This is a genomic window from Pseudomonas sp. TCU-HL1 (assembly GCF_001708505.1).
Classification (GTDB): Bacteria; Pseudomonadota; Gammaproteobacteria; order Pseudomonadales; family Pseudomonadaceae; genus Metapseudomonas.
On sequence record NZ_CP015992.1, the window covers coordinates 5,391,628 to 5,412,723 of the forward strand.

The following is a 21,096-nucleotide window of genomic DNA, read 5'->3' on the forward strand; positions in this document are numbered from 1 at the left end:
TCACCTCGCCAGATACAGGGTCATGCGGATGCGCCCCTCGAGTTCCGAGTCGGCAATCTGCTTGCGTTGCAGGTCCACCTCTTCCAGGGCCAGGGCCGGCAGTTGCGCCTGCAGGCCATGGAGGAAGCGGCGCAGTTGCGGGTAGCTGCCACGCACCGGCAGCAGCACCTGGTAGCGCGCCAGGCGGGTCCTGGGATCGAGCCCGAGGGCGTACTCGCCTCGCGCCAGGGCAATGCCCTCCTGTTGCGCCAGGACGTAGATGCGGTCGATGGCGCCGGTAGCGTCCAGCTGGGCCGGCAGGTTGCGGCGAAAGTCGTCCAGTTGCGCGGACGCGGGAACGCTCACGCGTTGTCCGGACGGGATGGCGTCGGCGGCTGCCAGTTGGGCGCGGTCCTCGGCCAGTTGGCGGGTCATCGCGGCCAGTGCCTGGCGCGCCGGCAGCAGGCCCAGCAGGCCGTAGCCCAGGGCGAGCGCCAGCAGCACGCCACCGGCCAGCCCCGGCCAACCCAGGCGCCGAGCCTGCTCGATGAGGATCAGCCTAGGGACGCGCATCCTTCACCTCCCAGGTCGCCAGCAGGTTGAAGCGGATGGGCCGCTCGGCCTGTTCGGCCACCATCTCGTGATTGAGCAGCGAGACATCGCTCAGGGCATCGCTGGCTTCCAGCTCGCGGTGGAAGGCCAGCATCGCCGGCAGGTCGCGGGCCTCGGCAGCGATGCGCAACTGACCCTTGCGCGCGTCCGGGGCCAGGGCCAGCAGAGCGACGTCCTGGCGCGGCTGGGCCTCGAGCATGGCGAACAGACCGTCCCACGGCAGGTTCATCTGCGCGGTAATGCGGCGCATCTCCGTCACGCTGGCGGCGTGGGCTTTCTCGTCGGTGGCCGACAGCGGCGCCTGGCGCAGGCCCCGCTTCTGCAAGTGCTGCTCGACGCGTTGCAGGTCCGCCTGGCGGGCTTCGGTCTCGCGGCCGGTTTCCAGATGTGCGACGAGCATCAGCACGCCCATCAGCATGCCGCCACCCAGGAGTATCCAGCCGGGGGCGCTGGAAACGGGCCTGTGCTGGAAGTCGAGATCGATCGGTCGCATGTCAGTTCACCGTCATCGCCATGGCGTACAGGGGATCGCCAACCGGCCCTTCACCCAGGTCGGCATCCAGGTAAGCGATGCCGGGAGCAGGCAGGCCGGCGCGGCCGGGAGCGTGCAGGTAAAGCGCGGTCGGGGCGTCCTGCTCCAGGCCCTGGAGTTCGCCCTCGCGGGCAATCAGGTCGTTCAAGGCGGACTCGCTATCGTCCAGCGCCACCGAGCGCACCGCGACCCAGTGGCAGCCACGGGCCAGAAGCAGGCTGCCGCGACCGGGTTCGGCCACCAGGAAGAGGAAGTCGTCCATCGCCAGCGCGGCGCGGTAGTGGTTGAACGCGGCCATCAGGTAGGGCTGCACCGAGGCCAGGCGCAGGCCCTTGGCCTTGGCCAGCGCCCGCAGCTGCACCAGCAGTTCGTCGGGCAGTGCGGCGGCCAGGCGCGGCCGGCCGGCGGCCTCTGGCGACAGGCGCAGGCTCCAGCCTTCGCCCAGGGCGCCGTAGATGTCCTCGAAGCACAGCCGCGCGTAGCCGGCCAGCTCCTCGGGGCTGTTGATGGCCTCGCTCCAGGGCACCAGGCAGAAGCGCGTGTAATGACTGGATAGCACCACCCGCAGGGTTGCCCGGCGTGCCTTGCCGCCTGCCAGCAGCGATTCCAGGGCCGCCATTGCACCCGGCCAGGCCAGGCCGCCGACCCGGTCGAAGTCGACGCTGCCGAGCCACTGGCGGTCGCGGCACCGGTACAGGCCCACGCTGCGCGGGCCAAGGACGGCGGTATAGGCCTCAGGCCACGAAAGTGACACGGTTGATCTCCTCCAGCGTGGTGCGGCCTTCGCGGACCAGGTCCAGGGCCGAGGTGCGCAGCAGGCGCAGGCCGCGCTTGAGCGCCAGTTCCTTGATGCGGCTGATAGGCTGGCGCTCGATGATGAGTTGGCGGATGTCGTCGTCCAGGCGCAGCAGTTCGGCGATGGCGGTCCGTCCGCGGTAGCCGGTGCCCCGGCAACGTCCGCAGCCCGGGCAGGTGACGAAGCGGTAGTCGCCCGCGCTGGCCGGGTCGATGCCCGAGGCCAGCAGTTCGTCTTCGCTGGGCTGCACGGCCTCGGCGCAGCTCGGGCAGGCCAGGCGGATCAGGCGCTGGGCCAGTACGGCGTTGAGGGCCGAGACGAAGCTATAGGGGTCCACTTCCATCTGGGTGAAGCGGCCGATCACGTCGAACACGTTGTTGGCGTGGATGGTGGTGAACACCAGGTGGCCGGTGAGCGCCGACTGCACGGCGATCTGCGCGGTGTCGGGGTCGCGGATCTCGCCGACCATGATCTTGTCGGGGTCATGACGCAGGATGGAGCGCAGGCCCCGGGCGAAGGTCAGGCCCTTCTTCTCGTTCACCGGAATCTGCAGCACGCCCGGCAACTGGTACTCCACCGGGTCTTCGATGGTGATGATCTTGTCCACGCCGTGGTTGATCTCGGTGATCATCGCGTAGAGCGTGGTGGTCTTGCCGCTGCCCGTGGGGCCGGTGACCAGCACCATGCCGTAAGGCTCGGCGGCCAGACGCCGCAGGCTGCGCAGGGTGCCAGCCTCGAAGCCCAGCGCCTCCAGGCGCACGCCATTGACCTGGTCGGCGAGGTCCTGTTTGTCCAGCACCCGCAGCACCGCATCCTCACCGAAGATGCTCGGCATGATGGACACGCGGAAATCGATCTGCCGGCCATTGATGCCGATCTTGAAGCGGCCGTCCTGGGGCACGCGCTTCTCGCCGATGTCCAGCTCGGCCATCACCTTCACCCGCGAGATCACCTGCTCGGCGAGTTCCACGCCGGGCACCCGGCTGCCGCCACCCAGCACACCGTCGATGCGGTACTTGATGGTCAGGCCGCTACCGGTCATGCCCAGGTGGATGTCGCTGGCATGTAGCTTGAGGGCGTCGTAGAGGGTGGAGTTGACCAGTTTGACCACCACGCTGGCGTCTTCGCTGATGCGCGCCAGGGACAGGGTTTCCAGGGCCTCATGTTCCTGCACGGCGCCGGCTTCGGCCTGCAAGGAATCGACGGCGTGGAAGCTCTCTTCATGGCGTTCGAGAAAAGCCGCCAGCTCGCGCGGATGGACCAGGTACAACGGCGCCCCCTGGCGCTGCTCCTCGATCCAGGCCAGGCGGGCCTCATCGAAGGGGTCGGCGAACACCGCGAGGGTTTCCCCCTCCAGCTCCAGCAGCACGAATTCGCGCTTGAGAGCCAGCGCCAGGGGAATCCGCTCGAAGGCGGGGGTGCTGCGGCCCAGGGCCTCGAAGGCCAGCACGGGGTAATGCAGGGTGTTGCCCAGGCGATGGGCGAAGGCATCGGGAGGCAGGTCGGCCAACTCGTCCAGGGCATCCACCAGGCGAAGCCCCAGCTCGGCCGAACGTTTGCGCGCATCGCGCATCAGCTCGGTTTCGAAGCGCTCCGGTGCAGGCTGCGCGGCGTGGAGATGGCTGTCCATCGATGTACCTCCAGGGGCCCTGGCGATCCGGCCATGCCGGCATCCGCCCTTGCCTGGACATACGCACGCATCGTGCCAGCCGTACCCGACTCTGGAGGGGGCTCTAAGTCACTGATTTGCAATGGGGGCATTTCACCCGCTGGTGGGGGCTCCCCCAAAACCGGGGGAATGCTCGATGTTGGCCAGTGGCTATACCCAGAAGTGGGGGATGGCCTTTTCGGGGAAGCCCTACGGGCTCCTTGGCGAATGAATTCGCCCCCACAGCGCAAGGGTGGATGTCGCTCTTTACATCCACCAACGGCGCCCGATCGAGGCTCCGATGGTGGACCGGTGAAGCGTGGTCCACCCTTGGGGCCGCTGCGCGGCCCTTGGCGAATGAATTCGCCCCTACAACGCCACCAGCACTTCCACCCTGCCCTTCTCGCGCAACTTCTCCAGCGCCAGCTCGCGGCCCTGGGCTACCCGCTGACCGGTGAGGTACTGGCGCACCAGCGCCAGGGCGTGGGCTTCTTCCATGGCCGGGTCGAGCTGCGGCTTGAGGCTCTCGAAGGCCGCGCGCACGTCGGCGTCGCTCGGTTGGTCCACCTGGGCGATCTTGTCGAGGACGCGGCTGGCAACCAGCTCGTGGCGCAAGTAGTCACGGTACGAGGCCTCGTCGAAACCGGCCTCATCCAATGCCCGGGCAAAGCCCTGGGAATCGGCGAAGGCGGCCTTCATCTCGGCCAGGCTGGCGGTGATTTCCTCATCCGACACCGCCACGCCCAGGCGCTCCGCCTCCTGCCAGAGCAGTTCCTTGTCGATCAGCTGTTGCAGCGCTTCACGCTTGAGGCGCTTGTAGGCCGCCGGGCTGCGGATGGCGCCCACCTGGCGGCCCTGGATCTTCAGGTAGTCGGCGAAGTGCCGCTCCAGGCGGAAGTTGCTGATGTCGGTGCCGTTGACCCGCGCGGCGATGCCGGTTTCCCCGGCCAGCACCAGGGGCGTGAGCAGGCCGATGACCAGACCGAGCCAGGGGTTTGCGTTCATGACCTAAAGCCTCGTGTCGACTTTGACGAATTTGCCCAGCGGACGAAAACGCTGCCCGCCCAGGTCCACCGTGACGATATGCGCACCGGCCAGGCCCACCCGCTGCCCCGGCCCGAAACTCAGCGCCAGGGTCAGGCCGGTGTGGAAGCCATGCAGGCCCTCCAGGGCACTGACCAGCTTCTCGCGGCTGGCCTCGCGGCCGGCACGCTTAAGCCCTTCGCCGAGCAGCGCGGCGGCACAATAGGCGCCCACCTGCAGCACCGCATGCTGGCCGCCCAGCCCCTGGCTGCGACGAATGACCAACAGCGTCGCCTTGCCCTCCGGGGTCCAGTCGGCGGGCATGAAGGGATAGGCCAGGAACAGCCGCCCGGAGAAGCGCGACGGAATCCGCAGGGCGCTGCTGGCCACCTGGGCCGAGGCGGCGAACAGGTAAGGCGAAAGGTCCTCGGCCTGGAGTTGGTCGGCGAGCCGGGCGAACGCCTCCGACTGGCCGAGGAAGAACACCCCCTGGGCGCCTTTTGCCGCATGCCCGAGCGACGCATCGCGATTCGCGGCGTCATAGCCCAGCAAGCGCACGCGTGCCCAGCCCTGATCCATCAGGCGCAGGGCCAGGGCCTCGGCCAGCGCGTGCTGGCGGGCGTCGTCGGGATAGGCCACGAGCGCTTCCGGCCGATCCAGGCCAAGGTCGCTGCTGGCGTAGCCGGCCAGGGCAAACATCTGCTCGCGCAGGCCCGGCAGGGCGTTGAACACCAGCGGATTGGCCGTGGCTTCGTCGAACAGCGTCAGGGGGCCGACCAGCGGTACACGGGCCTTCTCGACCAGGGTCGGCAGGTCGCCATCCAGCGCAGGGGCTAGGGGCGCCAGCAAGGCAAACACCTGGTCCTCCTCCAGCAGCTGGTGCAGTGCCCGTTCCGTGCTCTGCCGGTCCATGCCGGGATCGCGCACCACCAGCGAGAGCTGGCGGCCGTGAATCCCCCCGGCCTGGTTGACCAGGGCCAGGGCGCCGCGCAGCACCGCTTCCACCGTGTGGCCCAGATCGGCCAGCGGGCCCTGCCGGGGCAGCAGGGTGCCCAGGCGCAGCTCGGCATCCTGCACGCCAGGGTCGCGGTCATCCTCCAGGCGTTTGAGGTAGGCGGTGAGGTTGGCCATGTCACGCAGGGACATCACGAACCGCGGCATCGCCGGGTCCAGCCGGTTGCCTGCGGGGTCGCGGCCCTCACCCACCGCGCGGGCCAGGGCGCCGTCGTCATAGGGCCCATGGCTGCGGCCGTTGGCCTGCAACTGACCGTAGGGCAGCGAGAGGCGTCGCCAGGTGATGTCCGGCGGGCGCACGCCGCCCTCCGGACGGCCCCGGCCATCGGCGCCGTGGCAGTTGGCGCAGGGCATCACCGCTGCCGGCACCAGGGTATCGGCGGCACCGACCCGCGCACTGATCTCGCCATTGGCCGCGCCCACGCCTTCCAGGTAGATGCGCCGCCCGGCCGCTTCGGCGGGGCTCAGCTCCAGCGCAACGGCCAGGGGCGCCTGGATCACCAGCGCCACCAGCAGCAGGGCTCGCCACATGGCCACCGGTCTCAGCGCCCAGCCACGGGCAGAGTCATGAATTGAAGGCGCTGGGCAATGGCGGCCACCGGCGCGTCGGGGCGGATCTTGCTCCAGCGCTTGTTCGGCACATCGCCGGCAATCAGCAGGGTGGAATGGGCCTCGGCGCTTTCGCCCAACTGGCCGAGGCGTGCAAGCACCAGGTCCATGCTGGCCTTATCGCCAGTGAGGAAGATCCAGTTCGGCGAATCCACGCCGTGTTTGGCAGCGAAAGCCTTGAGCACTTCAGGGGTGTCGTTCTCGGCGTCGCTGGACAGGGAGATGAAATACACCTGCTTCGCCATTTCCTCGCCCATGGCTTCGCGCACCTCCTTGAGCTTGCGGGTGATCAGCGGGCAGGCGTCGTTGCAGTGGGTGAAGATCACGTTGAGCATCACCATCCGCCCCTTGAGCACGTCGCTGTAGAAGCGCACTTCCTGGCCGTTCTGGTCGCGCAGCAGCGAGTCGGTGAAGTAGGTCTGGGCATCCCGGGTGCCACCGGCGGCCAGGGGCTGGGCGGCCGGCGCACTGGACGGCGCCGCTTCGTGGTTTTCATGCCCCTCATGGGCGAAGGCGCTGCTAGCAAGGCCCAGGGCCAGCGCGAGCGGGATCAGGCGCTTCATGGGTGACTCTCCTGAGCAATGGCGGTGGGACCGTGGCCGTCGTGCCCGCGAACGGCGCTGAGCTCGTTGACGCGCGCCATCAGGACGGCCGGATCGGTGAAGCCATAGAAGCGGGTCCACGTCTGGGTACGACCGTCACCGACCATGATCAGCGGCGGGTGATCTTGGTAGTTCGCGGTCCAGGTGCCGAGCCCCTTGAGGGTGTCGGCCACCGCCTCGCTGCTGCCGGTGACCCAGCGCCAGCCGGCGCCGGCCTCATAGCGCCCAGCGTACTCACGCAGGCGTTCGGGGGTATCGCGCAACGGGTCGATGCTCAGGGAGATCAACTGCACCTCGGTGCCGGCGCGCTCGCCCAACTGCTTCTGCAGCTTCTGCATGATCGCCGAGACCACCGGGCAGACCGTGGTGCAGCTGGTGTAGACGAAGCCCATGACAACGATGCGATCCCCCACCAGGTCGTCCTTCAGGCGCAGTTCGCGACCCTCCTGGTCCAGCAGGGGAACATCGGCGAAGGCCACCTCGGCGCCCGGCTCCACGCCGCCCTGCGCCTGGTGCTGGGCATGGGGGTTGGCGGCCTGCTGGGCCATGTGGGCGGCGTGCTCTTCCGGGCTGTGTGCGGTGGCCGATCCGGCGGTGAGGCCCAGGCCGAGCAGGGCGATAGCGATGCCTGACTTCATAAGGTCCATGGCGTGCTCCTCAGGGGGTCATGCGGGCCTGGGCCGGAACCGCGCGCAGGCTGGCATAGGGTTGCGAACCGAAGGCCATGCCCAGGGAGGCCGAGCCCACGTGCAGGTAGTAGGCACCGGCTTTGTCCAGCGCCAGCGGTGCTTCGTAGATGCCCTCGCCCACTTCCACGGCGGCGACCTCCCGGGGGCGCGAGGCCGGGGCCTGGAAGTAACGCACCCGCAGGTCGGCGATCCCGGCCCGTGGCTGGCCGCTGCTGCCCTGCACGATGCGGAACCGCGCCTTGGCCGCATGGCCAGCGGTGACCGGCGCGCTGTCGAGCAGGAACTCGACACGGGGCTTGCTGCGCTGGGCGGCCAGGGCCTTGTTGGGCTGCACCTCGGCAGTGAAGCAGTGGGCGATCTGCGGCTGGTTGAGCATCACCGCAAGGTCGAAGGTGCCCGGCGCCGGCAGCTTGATCCGGCTGCTGAACACACCCGGCTCCACCTCGCGCATGCTGCGGTCGATGACCCGCGCGGCGCGGGATGTATGGCCACGGTTGAGGTAGCCGGTCATGGGGGCGTTCATGCCTTCCATGTAGAAGTAGGTGGTGTTGTCCACCGGGTTGACCACGAACACCGCGCCTTCGTCGCGTGCCTGGCTGAGGCTGTCGGCGAGCGGCAGGTCGCCGGCGAGCTTGGGCGCCGCCGGCCCCGCCTCGAAGGCCTGGACGATGATCGGCTTGCCTTTGCCCAGGGACTCCAGGTTGATCATGCTCACCTTGGGTGATGCCAGGCCGCGCACGTAGGCGTAGTTGCGGGTGAACACCAGTTGGTAGGGCTCGGCGGTGACTTCGGTGCGCTGGACGATTTCGTCGCTGCCGGCGTCCAGCACCAGCACCTGGTCGTCCAGGCTGTTCAGGGCCAGGCCGAAGCGGCCGTCCTGGGTGAAGCGCAGCGGCCCCAGGCCGGGACCGGTTTCGATCACTTTGCGCACCTTGAGGCTCTGGGTGTCGATCACGGTGATGCTGCCGGCCTTGCCGTCGCTGACGTAGAGCGCGCCGGAAAGCGGCGACACCGCCAGCGACAGCGGGCTCGGTCCGGTTTCGATGTCCTTCAGCACCTTCAGGCTGGCAACGTCGATCACCGTCACGCGACCGGCATCGCGGCTGCTGACGAAGGCATGGCGCGAGTCGGCGCTGAAGGCGATTTCGTGGTGGCCGCCGCCGGTGGCCAGGGTCGCCACGGTCTTGCGGGTCTGGGTGTCGATCACAGTGACGCCCCCCTCCTCGCCCCGGCCAGCGTTGTTGCCGACCCAGAGGTAGCGCCCGTCGGGCTGCAGGGCCACGCGCACCGGCTCAGGCCCGGCCGGCAGGTTGCCCAGCACCTTGAACTGGTCGGTATCCACCACGGCCACTTCTCCAGCGCTGGGCATGGACACGTAGAGCAGGCGGTCGTCGGCGCTGGCCGCCCAGTCCATCGGCGGGCGCCTCAGGGCAACGCGGCTCAGTGTGCTGGTGATACCGCCCACCGAGGTGATCGGGTCGATCACGGTCAGCGCGGAGTCCTTGTTCATCACCACCAGGTAATAGCTGTTCAGGTCAACCATCGGCCGCGCACTGAGCACACCCTTGAGGTAGGTGCCGATGCGCGCCTTGCATTGGTTGCCGTCGTCGGTCTTCTGGTTCTCCGGCAAGGCCTGGTCCAGCCAGGCCCCCGGCACCTGCCCGGCCAGGGGCTGGCCGGTGGTGGCGTCGGTGATGCGCAGGCGGATGTCGGCGAACATCCCTTCGGTCAGCACCCCGTCGCTACCCAGCGGCCGGGCCTCGAACTCGATGGCGACGCCGTCGCGCACCAGGCGCTCGGAAACACCGGCAGGTGCGTCTGCCGCAGGCGCCTGGACGGCCCACAAGCCGGTGAACAACAGCAGGCTGGAAGCTTTCTGTAGGGCATTCACCTTGGCATCCCTCCCCTCGTCTGAACCTCGCCCTGAAAGGCGAGCAATGGCTATGCCAGGCGCGGTAGGGCAGTGGAATCAATGGGTTGCGACAGATGACGGGCCGGGCCGGCGGATTTTCCCCACCCATTTCCCCTTTATTGGGGGCAATCCAGCGCAAGCCCGGAAAAAGAAAATCGCAAGCCAGACCTAGCCTGCGATTTTCAGTGTCACGGTCGGTCCCGATCGATGGGTATCGCTTCGCTCCACACCATCCTACGAATCTGCCCACCGTAGGATGGGTTGAGGCACGAAACCCATCACCGGGGTTTCACCGAGCACAACGCTATCCTGTGCCCTCACTACTCGTTGGTCACCCGCAGCAGGCCCCAGACCCCGCCGACGTTGCCGAAGGCGGCGTAGTCCCGGTACAGGTAGTCGCCCGGTACTGCATTGGCGCCCCCGGCGCTGGGAATTGACAGGCTGAAGTGCGCCGCCGGCAACACGCTCTCCTGAGCGCCGATGTAGAGCGCCGCCGGGTTGATGCCGAAGCGCAACGAGCCGATACCCGCGTCCTTCTGCGGATAGCCCCACTGGTCGATCTTCTCCGAGAGGTAAGGGTTGAACGCCCACACATGGCCATCGAGCTGGAAGGTCATGCCACGGCTGCCGCCCGAAGGCATGGTCACGTGGGTACGGAACGGCTGGCCGGGCTTGACCTTCATGATCGGGGTCATCGGATCGCCGCCCACCAGTTCGTTGCTGTAGGCCATGTGCGCGTTGGGCACGTCACCCCAGCCCTGGCCCTGGGCGTGGCCGAAGGGCGCATCCGGCGCCTTGGCGAAGCGGTACCACAGCGGCTCGCTCCTGTAGTTCACGGCCATGCCGGAGTTGTCCTTCGGATCGGCCGGGATGCCGAAGCCTTCGGACGCCATGTTTTCCACCGGCCGGCCATTGGCCCAGCGCATGTTCAGCGACTTGTGCAGCACCAGCGAGAAGTCGCGGTACGGCGTGCCGGACAGCGGAGTCACGGTGGCGGCGGCACGCATGCCGGCGTCCTCGACCCAGGTGGCGCCTTGCGGGGCGATGCTCATGGCGCCGGACAGGCCTTTCTGGCCCTGCTTGATCGGGTCGGCTGCCAGCAGGTTGAAGCCGCCGAACTCCACGGGTGTCGCGGTGATGTTGTCGACGCTGCGGCCAAGCTGGGTCACCGGCTTGCCCTCACGCTCCAGGTGGCCGACGTAGAACTTGTAGCTTTTCGACGGCCAGGCGCCGCCCGCAGCGCCACGCGGCTCGACGGTCTGCACCGGGTTGATGCCGACGTTGAAGCCATCCGCCCTGGTGATGTCGTAGGCCAGCAACTGGGTGTGCAGGCCTACGTGGCTGGAGGGCCGCATCATGTTGTTGTTGAAGGTGGTGGAGCCCTGCGCGCTGTTGCGGTCGCGTTTCACCAGGCCCTGCACCACCGCGTAGGTGGGCAGGTCGGGCATGACCAGCGGCAGGCGGTTTTCCAGGGTGATGTTCACGCAGTCGCCCGCGGCGGCGCGCAGCACCAGGGGTTCCACCGGCACGCCCGGCTTCAGCTTGCCGGTCAGCGGGTCCAGGTCGGCCTTGCGCACATAGAGGATGGCGGTCGGGTCATGCAGCGGGCCGCTCTGGCCGCCGATGGTGAACACTTCGCCGTCTTCCTCGTCTATCACCGTGGCCTGCGGAATGGTCACCGGCCGCGAGTTGAAAACCAGGGTGCCACCCTGCGGGTTCAGCGGGCCGCCGGCATGCATCCCCACCCCGGCCGGATCGCCGATGGCCAGGCCCAGCGGGTTGCTGAAGACATCGTTGGCCAGGACCGCGACCACCTCGTAGTTGCGCTGCACCGTGGTACGGGTGCCGATGCCGTTCGGGTTCGGGCTGTAGCGCGGGCACACACCGTCGAACTGGGTGGTGTTGCGCGAAGACACCGGCCGCGGGTTGTTGGGCAGGGCGTACAGGTCGGTGCGCGGCTGGGTGTAGTTGCGCATCACGCCCCAGATACCGTTCCAGTAACCCTCGATGGACGCATCCATGTTGTACAGGTAGTCGGCGGCTTCATAGGTGATGTTGCCGGACATCATGGTCACCGGGGCGACAAAGCCGAACTGTTCGGAGATGCCGACCATCTGCGAGGCCTTCCACCCGGAGTTGCCGCTATTGCCGAAGCCGGTCCCCCCGTGCAGCCACTTCACGCCGTGGATGGTGACGTTGTGTTCCTCTTCATGGCCGCCGGCATGCATGCGCAAGCGCACATTGTCGCCGGAGTAAGCCCGCAACAGCGGCGTGAAGGGGTCGCCGGGCAGGTCGCCGGCCACGTTGATGTGCGGCGGGAAGGTAGTGCTGGCGCCGGTGGGCCCGGTGGCCGAGGTGATGGCGCGCGGTGCCAGGTTCAGGGCCGGGATGGCGCGGTCGGTACGACTCTGCAGGGCATAGGCGAGGTCGCCCGCCAGGCCGTCGGCCTGCATGCCCGGCTTGCCGTCCGGCGCGGCCTTGTTGGGGTCGAAGATACGCAAGCCCACCGGCTCGTTGCGGTAGTTCACGACGAACATGCCGGGGTCATCCACCGAGATGGCCTGCGGGCAGGGCCGGCTGGGGCAGCCAAGGACCTGGCCACCGGCAGCCTCGCGCACCGACTCGAAGAGGTTCGAGCCGGACTGGCGCACGGGCGGGTTGATGGCGTAGCGGAAGCTGTCCATGGAGGTCGGATAGGCACCGGCATCCGGGATGCCGTCAGGGCCGGCACCGACATAGACGCCCGCCTCGTAGGCATGCTGGAAGTCGCTGTACTCCAGGAAGAACTCACGGAAGCTGTCGTTCTTGCCGTCGCCATCCAGGTCGCCGGTGGCGATCACCGCTTGCCAGGAGGTCGGGCCGCCGTCCTGCCGTACACCACTGGCGAGCGGCTGGCCGGTTTCGGCGTGGTACCAGCTGGAGCCGGCCGGCTCGGTGAGCACGGTGGCATAGAGGCCGAGCTGCTGGTGGGTCGACGGGCCGAAGTGGTCGTGGGTGAAAATGTTCCCCAGGCCACGGTCGACGTTGTAGGTGTTGATCAGCGGATCGGCGAACCAGCGCTGCAGCGTGGTGCGGGCGCCCAGCCAGTCGGTGCGGCCGAACTGGCCAAAGTACGGGTGCTGCTTGGCCACCGGGCACGCCTCGGAGCCGTCGCGGGCATCACCCTCGGTGCAGCGGTTGTACTCGCGAATGGCATGGATGCGCTCCACCACGCTGGCAGGCGACAGGGTGCCGTCCTCGTAGTTCCAGCCGTTGGCCGAGCCGTCGGAGGCGGTCAGGTCCCACTTCGGCAGGTGGATGTGCTGGCCGATGATGTCGGTCGGCGTGCGCACCTGGTAGTCATCCAGCTCGTACACCGCCGGGATCAGGTTGGTGTGCTGGTACAGGGTGCAGTCGAAGGTGTTCATCCGCATCACCAGCGGCTCCGGCGGCTGCTGCTTGTTGATCACCGGCCAGGCGTCTTCCCAGAGGGCGAGGATGCGGGTCTGCGGGAAGTGGTAGCCGACCTTGTTGAACACCGCGTCGAACTGGATGTTGGCGCCTTTGTAGACACGCGGGCGGTCGGCGGTAAAGGCCGAGCTGCCAGTGAAGGACATGCCGTTGAGGGTGTCGCCGCTGTTGTAGCGCCCCACGGCGGAGGCCTGGGTCAGGCGCTTGCCGGTGTCGTCCATGCACGGCTCGTAGTACGGCGCGCCGCCCACCGGCAAGGCGCCGTTGGTGCGGAAGTCCTTGGCCTGCACGGTGCCGCCGGGCAGCACGGCGAAGCTCGGATGGCTGGCTTTGGCGTGGTAGGCCATGGCCGATTGTTCGACATCGGTGCCCTCTTCAGGCAGGAACACCGCCTTGGCGCGACGGACCGCCTTGGACAGGTCAAGTGCGCTGGTGACCACGTCGGCCTTACCACCGGCGGACACACCGTCGAGGGTGTGGCGCGGCAGGCCACCATCCCAGCCACCGGCCTGGGCCGGGTCGATGTTCGCCCACAGGGCCTTGCCGGAATCACGCAGGGCCTGGGCCTTGGCCGTGTCGAGCATGTCCAGCGGCGGCGTGCTGGGGCGTTGGCCAACGGTGTTCTCGATACCGCCGATCCAGAACGGGAAGCCGGGGTTCTTCAGGGTGCCGTCGGCGTTGCGGTTGGCTCCGCTGCGATCCACCAGGGCCACGGAGCCGACCACACGGCGCGCAGGCTCGTGACTGGAATTATCGCTGCCTTCCTCCGGCGCGCTGCCGTCATGGGCGGCGACCAGTTCTTCGCCGTACTTGGGCACCACGGCGACCTTGCCCGGCATGGGTGGCATGGCCTTGCCCGGCAGCGGGATGATGGCGGGAATCGGCGTACCGGCGACTATCTCGCCATCCGGCAGAGCGCGGGCTCCCGCGGCCGGCAGGCCGCTGCGCAGTTCGAAGGGTTGGTTGTGGAAGCCGCTCTCGCCTTCCCCGGACACGGCCAGGCGCGTACCTTCCTCGAACACGTCGTGGATGCGCCACATGGCCCACATGCCTTGGGCGAAGTGCGGGTAGAAGTGGCAGTGGTAGACAGCGTCACCCGCGGTGCGGTTGCGGTTGCCGGATCCACCGTTGGCGATTTCGTAGGTGTAGCCCGAACCCGGCCCGATGCCCTGGGCATCCATGTAGTCGGAGTTGTCGTCGTTGGGGTTGAACAGCCACTGGTGGCCGTGCAGGTGGAACACGTGCTGCTCGTAGCCGTTGTGCGTATTGCGGATGCGCACCGCATCGCCGATGTAGCTGTGGGCGACGTTAGACGGCTCGGCCGGGAACAGGGCCATGGTGGCCTTGACCCCGGTGGTGCCTTCCGGCGGTACCTGGCCGGGAAGGATGTTCTCCAGGCCGACGTTGGCCGGCACATCCACCTGCATGGCGCTGTCGCCCACGGTATGGGCACTGAGGAAGAACTCCTCGTAGGCGCAGGACAGGCAATCGTGCATGGGGCCGACGCCCAGGCGGTTGGCGACCACTTCAGCGCCGATACCACCGGCGCCGTAGTTGATCATGAAGGCGTCGCGGGTCGGTTCCAGCATGTGGCCGAACACCGGGTCGCTCCAGTAACCGGGGAATGCCTGGGCCACGGCGTTCTCGTCATGGAACACCGAGGAGAAATCGCGGAAAGGCTCCAGGCGGTTGGGCAATGCCGGGTTGCGCTTGCCGTAGCTTTCCAGCGGGTAGGTGTTCTGCGGGAAGGTGCCGTCGGCGTTGGGGCCCATGACCACGGCGTCGGTATCGCTGGAGATAATCTCGCCGTTGTCCATCATCGCGATGACCGGCAACCCGGCCTTGCCCTCCTCGTTCCAGGGAGCGACCTGCGGGTAGCGCGCTTCGTAGTCGATGATCGGCTGCCCGGCCGGGGTACGGCCAGTGGTGGCCAGGCGCATTTCTTCCTCGGTGACCACGTTGCGGTAAGTGCGCGCGCCCTTGGGCAGCACCACCACCTGGGCGAAGAGGCCGTTGGCCGTGTTGCCGCCGGTGCCCTCGCCGCCAAAGGTGGCACCGTAGCTGGTGGCGGCAAAGGCGCCCTCACGCTCGGCGTACAGGGTGTAGGTGCGGCTGCCGCCGGGCGGGACCAGGGTGTTCTGGTTGCGGCCAGCGTTGGTGGCGATGTCGCCGATGTCGTTCACCGCCTGCATGCCGTTGACCTGGAAGCCCACGTGACGATCCGCCACCTGCTCGTCCTTCTTGAACAGCGGGTCGTCCGGATTGTTCGGGTTGGCCTGGTGGGCCAGCAGGTTTTGCAGGTTGATGGTCAGGCAGTCGCCAGCGGCAACCCGCAGCACCAGCGGCCGCGGGCGCTTGTCCGGGCGCAGCGCCACTTCGCCGGGCACCGCCGCGCCCCCCTGGGTGAGCGGCACCTCATTGGCGTCCACCACATCGCGGCGCAAGGCGAACATCATGCCGTTGATGTTCTGCGCACCCAGGCGGTTGAACATCAGCGGCTGGTCCAGGGCCACGACATTGGCCACCAGATTCCGCTCGCAGCGGACGGCGGCCTGCGCGTCCTCGGTGGAAAAGAGCACGCCCAGCATCAGGAGGGCGCCACCCAGGTAGAGGGATGCCCCCTGAGTACCCAGGTGTTTTGGGGTTGCACTGCTCGAAGGATTAGTCCGTTTCATCTTGGCTGACCTCGGTATCAGGTGCGCGGATGCCAATAGAGGGCAGGACTGTCTGAGCAATGCCTGTGCCATCACTGAAAGCAAATTAAATTCAGTAAGTTAGAAAGTAAGCGGAGAGAATAGCCAGCATTTTCCCCACCCGATTCCCACCCAATTCCCCGGTTTCTGGGGGTGGAAAAAGATGGGGAACGTTGAGCCCTGTGGGAGCGATTTCAATCGCGAGTAAAGATCCACGTTCGTAGAACGTGGACTTGAGGTAGCCCCCTGGAAGGGGGCGAGTCCGTACCTTGCACAAGGTCGATCTCTTTAGCTCGGTCTGGACCGTAGGGTGCGCTGTGCGCACCGATTCCAGGATCCGCCTCGGCACCCTGTCAAAACGCCGGTGCGCACGGCGCACCCTACCCCATCGGCCTCATCCTGCTAGCCCGAGCATTCGTATCGTCACAGGCAGATCCGATGACTCAGGACGTGGTTTCCCACGTTCAAATGAATTGGCTCCCACAGGATGGGGCCATAGCACCTTCATTCGCGAAGAAATCGCCCCCGCATCTGGGGAATTTCCCCACTAGCGGGGTCGTTTTGCGTCGGCCTGGAGGCGCTGGTAATGACCCAGCACGCTGGGTACATAGCGCTGGGTTTCCGGGTAGGGGGGAATGGCGCGGTCGTAGGCGAGCACAGCTCCGGGACCCGCGTTGTAGGCGGCCAGGGCCAGGGAAACATCGTTGCCGAACATCTTCATCATGCGCTTGAGGTAGCGCGCGCCAGCCCGGACATTCGCGGTCGGGTCAAATACGTCCTGCAGGCCCAGGTCCCGCGCGGTATCAGGCATCAGCTGCATCAGGCCGGCAGCGCCCTTGGGCGAAACCGCCGTGTGGTCATAGTTGGATTCGGTCTTGATCACCGCATGCAGCAGCTCCGCGGGAAGGTCGTAATCAAAGGCCGCCTGGGCCACGATCAGCGAATAGCGCGGCGCCTTGAGCAGCCCCTTGCGTACCGGCTTGACCAGGCGTGGCGCCTTGGCCTGCACGGGTCTCTCGCGGGCCACGCGAACCAGTTTGCGGTCGGTTCGGTGGATGTTGGTCAGGGTGATGGTGCCGTTGGCAGAGACCACCTGGTAGATATCGGCCTCGGCGCAGAACGCGCTGGCTGCAAGGATGCCGGACAGCACCAGGACGGGCATTTTCATGGTGTTTCTCCCCTGTCAGGGCCAACGCCCGTGGAGTGGCTGGGTGCTGTACCGTCAGCAAAGCACGTGCCGGATAATTTCAGCGGTGACGTGTCGCCCCCTTCGCCCGCTCGTCGTGCACAGCTCTTGCATAGCCGCTTCCACTGACTCGCCGTGGAGGTTCCCATGAAGATGCATCGTCGCCCCGAACGAGGATTCACCCTCCTCGAACTCCTGGTCGTGCTGGTGGTGCTTGGCCTTCTGGCCGGCATTGTGGCGCCCAAGTACTTCAATCAGTTGGGCCGTTCCGAGACCAAGGTGGCCCGTGCGCAGATCGAGGGGCTGGTGAAGGCGCTGGATATCTATCGCCTGGAAGTGGGCCGCTACCCCAGCACCGAGCAAGGCCTGACGGCGCTGGTAAGCGCGCCGTCCGACGAGCCGCGCTGGGCCGGTCCCTACTTGCAGAAAGAAGTCCCGCAGGACCCCTGGGGGCGCGCCTACGTGTACCGCGCCCCAGGTGAGAATGGCGATTTCGACCTGCTTACCCTGGGCAAGGATGGCCAGCCCGGTGGCGACGGCGACAACGCCGAAGTCACCAGTTGGCAGTGACCGCCATGCGCTTCCAGGTCAAAGCGGTACGTGCCCAGGCCGGGGTGGTGGCACTGGTGGTGGAGGCCGCGAACCAGGACGACGCCCGACGCCAGGCCGAGGCGCAGGGATTGCGTGTGCTGGCCCTGCAGGCCGAGCGCGGCTGGTCGCTGCAGAACTGGCGGCGGCGCGAGGGGTTCCCGCTGCTGCTGTTCAGCCAGGAGCTGACGACCTTGCTGAACGCCGGCCTGGCGTTGATCGACGCCCTGGAAAGCCTGGCCGAGAAGGAAGCCGACCCGCAGGCACGCAAGGTGCTGGATGGCCTGGTGCGCCTGCTTTACGAGGGCAAGTCGTTGTCCCAGGCATTGGCGCAGTTCCCGGCCGTGTTCCCCGCACTCTATGTGGCGCTGGTGCAGTCCAGCGAAAGGACCGGGGCGGTGGGCGATGCCCTGGGCCGCTACGTGGCCTATCGCATGCGAATGGACGAGGTACGGCAGAAGATCATCAGCGCATCGGTCTATCCGGTGCTGCTGTTCATGGTGGGCTGCGGGGTGCTGCTGTTTCTGGTGGGCTACGTGGTGCCGCGCTTCAGCCTGGTGTTCGAGGGGCTGGGCTCGAACCTGCCCTGGCTGTCGCAGGTGCTGCTGCACAGCGGGCTGTTCCTCCACTCGCATCAGGCGGAGGTTTTCGGCGGCGCCGCATTGGCCCTGCTGGCCACCGTGGCGCTGCTTCGCCAGGAAGGCGTGAGACGCTCCCTGGGACGCCAGCTGGAACGGCTACCGACAATCCGCGAACGCATCCAGGTCTATGAGCTGGCACGGTTCTATCGCTCGCTGGGCATCCTGCTGCAGGGTGGCATTCCCATCCTCACCGCCATCGCCATGGTCCGCGGCCTGCTCGGCGCCGCCTCGCGACCTCGCCTGGACCAGGCCGCCGCCCGCATCCGCGAAGGCCTGGCACTGTCTCGCGCGCTGGAAGAACAGGGGCTGGCGACGCCGGTGTCGCTGCGCATGCTTCGGGCGGGCGAACAGTCCGGCAACCTGGGCGCGATGATGGAGCGCACGGCCGACTTCCATGACGAGGAAACCAGCCGCTGGATCGAATGGTTCGTGCGCCTGTTCGAGCCGCTGCTGATGACCTTCATCGGGCTGATCATCGGGGTGATCGTGATCCTGATGTACATCCCGATCTTCGAGCTGGCGTCCAGCATCCAGTAGGAGCGAATTCATTCGCGAAGGAGGACGTAGTCCTCCGCCATCCAGTCCGGCGCCGGAGAGTTTTTCGAGAGTAAACATCCACGTTCGTAGAACGTGGACTTGTGTTTGCCCCCTATCCTCATTCGCAGCACTCGGCTGATCTGCGCCACCGTGCCCAGCAGCAGGGTGCGCCATGTGCACCGCGGCGATGGTGGCGACTCCGAGTCTGTCTCCCGGTGCGCGCAGCGCACCCTACGGGACCAGCAGCATCCTGCTGCTTCGCTGACTCGAATCGGCACAGGCAGAGCCGGTGACTCATGACCACGTCCTAAGGACGTGGTTTCCCACGTTCAAATGAATTCGCACGGGCAGACGTGGTTTGGGCCGAGGCTCGATGGGTTTCGCTCCGCTCTACGCCATCCTACGGACCTGCCCGCTCAGCGGTCGGAGGCAGCGTCAGGTGCCTTTCTTGGCCTGCTTCTTTGGTTCTTCGGTGCCGACAGCAGGTTGGCGGCGGTCGGAGAGCACCCAGGCGCCATCGTAGAGCTTCAGCGGGAAGTTCACCTCACCGCCCCGGCGCCGCTCAGCCTGTACCGATGGTTGCTCTGATGCCGCCTGCTGCTCGCGCAGGGCACCGGTGGGCAGGCCGTGGAGCACCACGTTGCCCAGCTCGTGCAGGGGGAAAGGCTTGAGCAGGATGATGTCGATGTTGCGCTCGATGGCGCGGTTGCAGACCTCGATGCTCGGGTGCGCGGTCATCAGCACCGCTTCGCAGCTGTGCAGCGTTCGCATGGCATCGAAGACGTCGAAACCGGTCATGTCCGGCAAGCGATAGTCGAGCACCAGCAGGTCGGGCTTGAAGCTCACCACGACCTCCAGGGCGATGGCACCGTTGGCGGCGGTACGCACTTCGCAACCGAGCATTTCCAGGTAGGTCTGGAAGTTACTGGCGAGAATGTCTTCGTCGTCGACTATCAGTACTTTCTTCGACACTGCGGCTGCTCCCCTCTCAGGAGATCGGACGGCGGCCCACTCGACCGCTGCTTGCATCCTTGCACGTTCCGAGCCAAGGCTGCATCGACCCCCACGGGTCGATGATTTCTAGAGTCTAGGACGGATGAAAAGTTTCACCAGCGCCCAAATGTAGGGGAAAGCCCCGGGATCGGGGCCTGATCAGTGCTGTTGGCGGTCGGGGCGTTCCAGGCCCAGCTTGTCGATGCGGTAGCGCAGCATGTCGCGGGTGAGGCCGAGCATGCGGGCGGATTTGGAGATGTTCCAGTCGGTCTTGCCCAGCACCTTCACCACCAGGTCGCGCTCGGCATCGGACAGGCTCATGTTCTCGTCTTCGAGGCCGAGGCTGCCGCCGCCCATCACCGGGCCGGCCGCCTCGGTGACACCTGCGCCGGCCAGCAGGCCACGGCAGATGGTCAGTTGGTCCGGGCCAACGACGTTGCCCGATGCCAACAGCACGGTCTGCTCCAGCATGTTGCGCAGTTCGCGCACGTTGCCGGGCCAGCTGTAGCCCTTGAGCACTGCCCTGGCCTCGGGGCTGAAGCGCAATCCCGGCTTGCCGTAGCGCTTGCCGTGCTGGGCGATGAAGTGCTCGGCGAGGGTCAGGACATCATCGCCACGGGCGCGCAGCGGCGGCACCTTGATGGTGATGATGCGCAGACGGAAGAACAGGTCGCGGCGGAACTTGCCCTCCTGGACCATCTGTTCGAGGTTGCAGTTGGTGGCGCTGATGATGCGCAGGTTGACCTTGCGCTCGCGCACCGAGCCCAGGCGACGGATGGTACGGTCTTCCAGCAGTTTGAGCAGTTTGGCCTGGAGCAACAGGTCGATCTCGCCCACTTCGTCGAGGAACAGGGTGCCACCATCAGCCGCTTCGACCAGGCCCACGCGGCGATCCTTGGCGTCGGTGAAGGCGCCCTTCTCGTGGCCGAACAGTTCCGCTTCCAGCAGGTGGGACGGAATCGATGCACAGTTGAACTCGACGAATGGCCCCTTGCTGCGCGCGCCGTCGAAGTGAAGCGCACGCGCCACCAGCTCCTTGCCGGTTCCGGTTTCGCCCTCGATCAGCACCACGGGCAGGTCCTCGCCGGCCATGCGTTCTTCGGCGGCTAGCACCTGACACACCATGTCCTTCATGGTGCGCATGGGCTGGGAGTCGCCAATCAGCCCGGTGAGCCCGGAATCCTGCGCCTCGCGCTGCTGGTAGAACGTCAGGCGCTGCTCCTGGCGCCGCGCCTCCAGCACTTTGTCCACCACCAGCTTGAGCTCAGCCAGGGCCACCGGCTTGGTCAGGTAGTCGCTGGCGCCGGCCTTCATCGCCTCCACCGCGCCCTGCACGTTGCCATGGCCGGTGATCATGATGATCTTGAGCTGCTCGTCCATGGCCCGCGCCCGGCTGATCAGGTCACAGCCGCTCATGCCGGGCAGGCAGTAGTCGGTGAGTACCAGGTCCGGGTGCTGCGCCTCGATGATCGGCAGGGCTTCTTCGGCCGAGCTGCAAACCATGACGTCGAACTGGCGCCGCTGCAGGTAAGTGCAGAAGTTGTCGGCCAGGATTTCGTCGTCTTCGACAATCAGAATGCTGTTTCCCATTT

The 21,096-nt window shown here is 66.9% G+C and carries 15 protein-coding genes; 2 read left to right on the forward strand and 13 right to left on the reverse strand.

From position 1 onward, the window contains the following. The 11 genes from THL1_RS24780 to THL1_RS24830 all read right to left on the reverse strand — a co-directional run bounded on the left by THL1_RS24780 (position 1) and on the right by THL1_RS24830 (position 16,727). Positions 1-552 (reverse strand): GspMb/PilO family protein, encoded by a 552-nt coding sequence (locus tag THL1_RS24780; RefSeq protein WP_069085717.1) that lies wholly within the window; start codon positions 550-552, stop codon positions 1-3. Further along, positions 539-1,084, reverse strand: coding sequence for a pilus assembly protein (locus THL1_RS24785; protein ID WP_069085718.1), 546 nt, complete (start codon positions 1,082-1,084; stop codon positions 539-541). The genes THL1_RS24780 and THL1_RS24785 overlap by 14 nt, the downstream gene beginning before the upstream one ends. A gap of 1 nt (position 1,085) precedes the next feature. After that, entirely contained in the window at positions 1,086-1,877 is a 792-nt protein-coding gene (locus tag THL1_RS24790) for a hypothetical protein (protein ID WP_069085719.1), read from the reverse strand. Beyond that, positions 1,858-3,549 carry a GspE/PulE family protein gene (locus THL1_RS24795; RefSeq protein ID WP_069085720.1) on the reverse strand — a complete coding sequence of 564 codons (1,692 nt, stop codon included), beginning with the start codon at positions 3,547-3,549 and terminating at the stop codon, positions 1,858-1,860. Before THL1_RS24795 ends, THL1_RS24790 begins: the two co-directional genes overlap by 20 nt. A gap of 387 nt (positions 3,550-3,936) precedes the next feature. Then, a complete protein-coding gene (locus THL1_RS24800; RefSeq protein ID WP_069085721.1) occupies positions 3,937-4,572 on the reverse strand; it encodes a SurA N-terminal domain-containing protein in 636 nt (211 codons plus the stop codon). 3 nt (positions 4,573-4,575) lie between these two features. Further along, entirely contained in the window at positions 4,576-6,135 is a 1,560-nt protein-coding gene (locus tag THL1_RS24805; protein ID WP_083246006.1) for an ABC transporter substrate-binding protein, read from the reverse strand. 11 nt (positions 6,136-6,146) lie between these two features. After that, on the reverse strand, positions 6,147-6,776 hold the full coding sequence (locus tag THL1_RS24810) for an SCO family protein (protein WP_069085723.1): 630 nt from the start codon (positions 6,774-6,776) through the stop codon (positions 6,147-6,149). Continuing rightward, positions 6,773-7,453 carry an SCO family protein gene (locus tag THL1_RS24815; protein WP_083246083.1) on the reverse strand — a complete coding sequence of 227 codons (681 nt, stop codon included), beginning with the start codon at positions 7,451-7,453 and terminating at the stop codon, positions 6,773-6,775. The genes THL1_RS24810 and THL1_RS24815 overlap by 4 nt, the downstream gene beginning before the upstream one ends. Positions 7,454-7,472: 19 nt before the next feature. Beyond that, complete coding sequence (locus THL1_RS24820) at positions 7,473-9,395, reverse strand: YncE family protein (RefSeq protein WP_069085725.1); 1,923 nt, start codon at positions 9,393-9,395, stop codon at positions 7,473-7,475. Between the two features lie 341 nt (positions 9,396-9,736). After that, entirely contained in the window at positions 9,737-15,454 is a 5,718-nt protein-coding gene (gene mnxG, locus THL1_RS24825; RefSeq protein WP_069085726.1) for a manganese-oxidizing multicopper oxidase MnxG, read from the reverse strand. Positions 15,455-16,106: 652 nt separating this feature from the next. Beyond that, positions 16,107-16,727: a lytic transglycosylase domain-containing protein gene (locus tag THL1_RS24830; protein WP_083246007.1), complete on the reverse strand. Its 621-nt coding sequence runs from the start codon at positions 16,725-16,727 to the stop codon at positions 16,107-16,109. Between the two features lie 165 nt (positions 16,728-16,892). Between THL1_RS24830 and gspG the strand changes: the two genes are divergently transcribed. After that, entirely contained in the window at positions 16,893-17,315 is a 423-nt protein-coding gene (gene gspG / locus THL1_RS24835) for a type II secretion system major pseudopilin GspG (RefSeq protein WP_069085727.1), read from the forward strand. Between the two features lie 5 nt (positions 17,316-17,320). Continuing rightward, positions 17,321-18,511 (forward strand): type II secretion system F family protein, encoded by a 1,191-nt coding sequence (locus tag THL1_RS24840; RefSeq protein WP_069086626.1) that lies wholly within the window; start codon positions 17,321-17,323, stop codon positions 18,509-18,511. A 435-nt stretch (positions 18,512-18,946) separates the two neighbouring features. On the opposite strand, the gene THL1_RS24845 is transcribed toward THL1_RS24840, so the two are convergent. Further along, positions 18,947-19,483, reverse strand: coding sequence for a response regulator (locus THL1_RS24845; protein WP_069085728.1), 537 nt, complete (start codon positions 19,481-19,483; stop codon positions 18,947-18,949). Between the two features lie 180 nt (positions 19,484-19,663). Further along, positions 19,664-21,094: a sigma-54-dependent transcriptional regulator gene (locus THL1_RS24850; protein ID WP_069085729.1), complete on the reverse strand. Its 1,431-nt coding sequence runs from the start codon at positions 21,092-21,094 to the stop codon at positions 19,664-19,666. Positions 21,095-21,096: the final 2 nt, after the last annotated feature.

Excerpts from the sequence above, each read along its gene's own strand:
- THL1_RS24780 (WP_069085717.1), bottom strand. The coding sequence starts at position 552 with ATGCGCGTCCCTAGGCTGATCCTCATCGAGCAGGCTCGGCGCCTGGGT.
- THL1_RS24785 (WP_069085718.1), bottom strand. The coding sequence starts at position 1,084 with ATGCGACCGATCGATCTCGACTTCCAGCACAGGCCCGTTTCCAGCGCC.
- THL1_RS24795 (WP_069085720.1), bottom strand. The coding sequence starts at position 3,549 with ATGGACAGCCATCTCCACGCCGCGCAGCCTGCACCGGAGCGCTTCGAA.
- THL1_RS24800 (WP_069085721.1), bottom strand. The coding sequence starts at position 4,572 with ATGAACGCAAACCCCTGGCTCGGTCTGGTCATCGGCCTGCTCACGCCC.
- THL1_RS24805 (WP_083246006.1), bottom strand. The coding sequence starts at position 6,135 with ATGTGGCGAGCCCTGCTGCTGGTGGCGCTGGTGATCCAGGCGCCCCTG.
- THL1_RS24810 (WP_069085723.1), bottom strand. The coding sequence starts at position 6,776 with ATGAAGCGCCTGATCCCGCTCGCGCTGGCCCTGGGCCTTGCTAGCAGC.
- THL1_RS24815 (WP_083246083.1), bottom strand. The coding sequence starts at position 7,453 with ATGAAGTCAGGCATCGCTATCGCCCTGCTCGGCCTGGGCCTCACCGCC.
- mnxG (WP_069085726.1), bottom strand. The coding sequence starts at position 15,454 with ATGCTGGGCGTGCTCTTTTCCACCGAGGACGCGCAGGCCGCCGTCCGC.
- THL1_RS24830 (WP_083246007.1), bottom strand. The coding sequence starts at position 16,727 with ATGAAAATGCCCGTCCTGGTGCTGTCCGGCATCCTTGCAGCCAGCGCG.
- gspG (WP_069085727.1), top strand. The coding sequence starts at position 16,893 with ATGAAGATGCATCGTCGCCCCGAACGAGGATTCACCCTCCTCGAACTC.
- THL1_RS24840 (WP_069086626.1), top strand. The coding sequence starts at position 17,321 with ATGCGCTTCCAGGTCAAAGCGGTACGTGCCCAGGCCGGGGTGGTGGCA.
- THL1_RS24850 (WP_069085729.1), bottom strand. The coding sequence starts at position 21,094 with ATGGGAAACAGCATTCTGATTGTCGAAGACGACGAAATCCTGGCCGAC.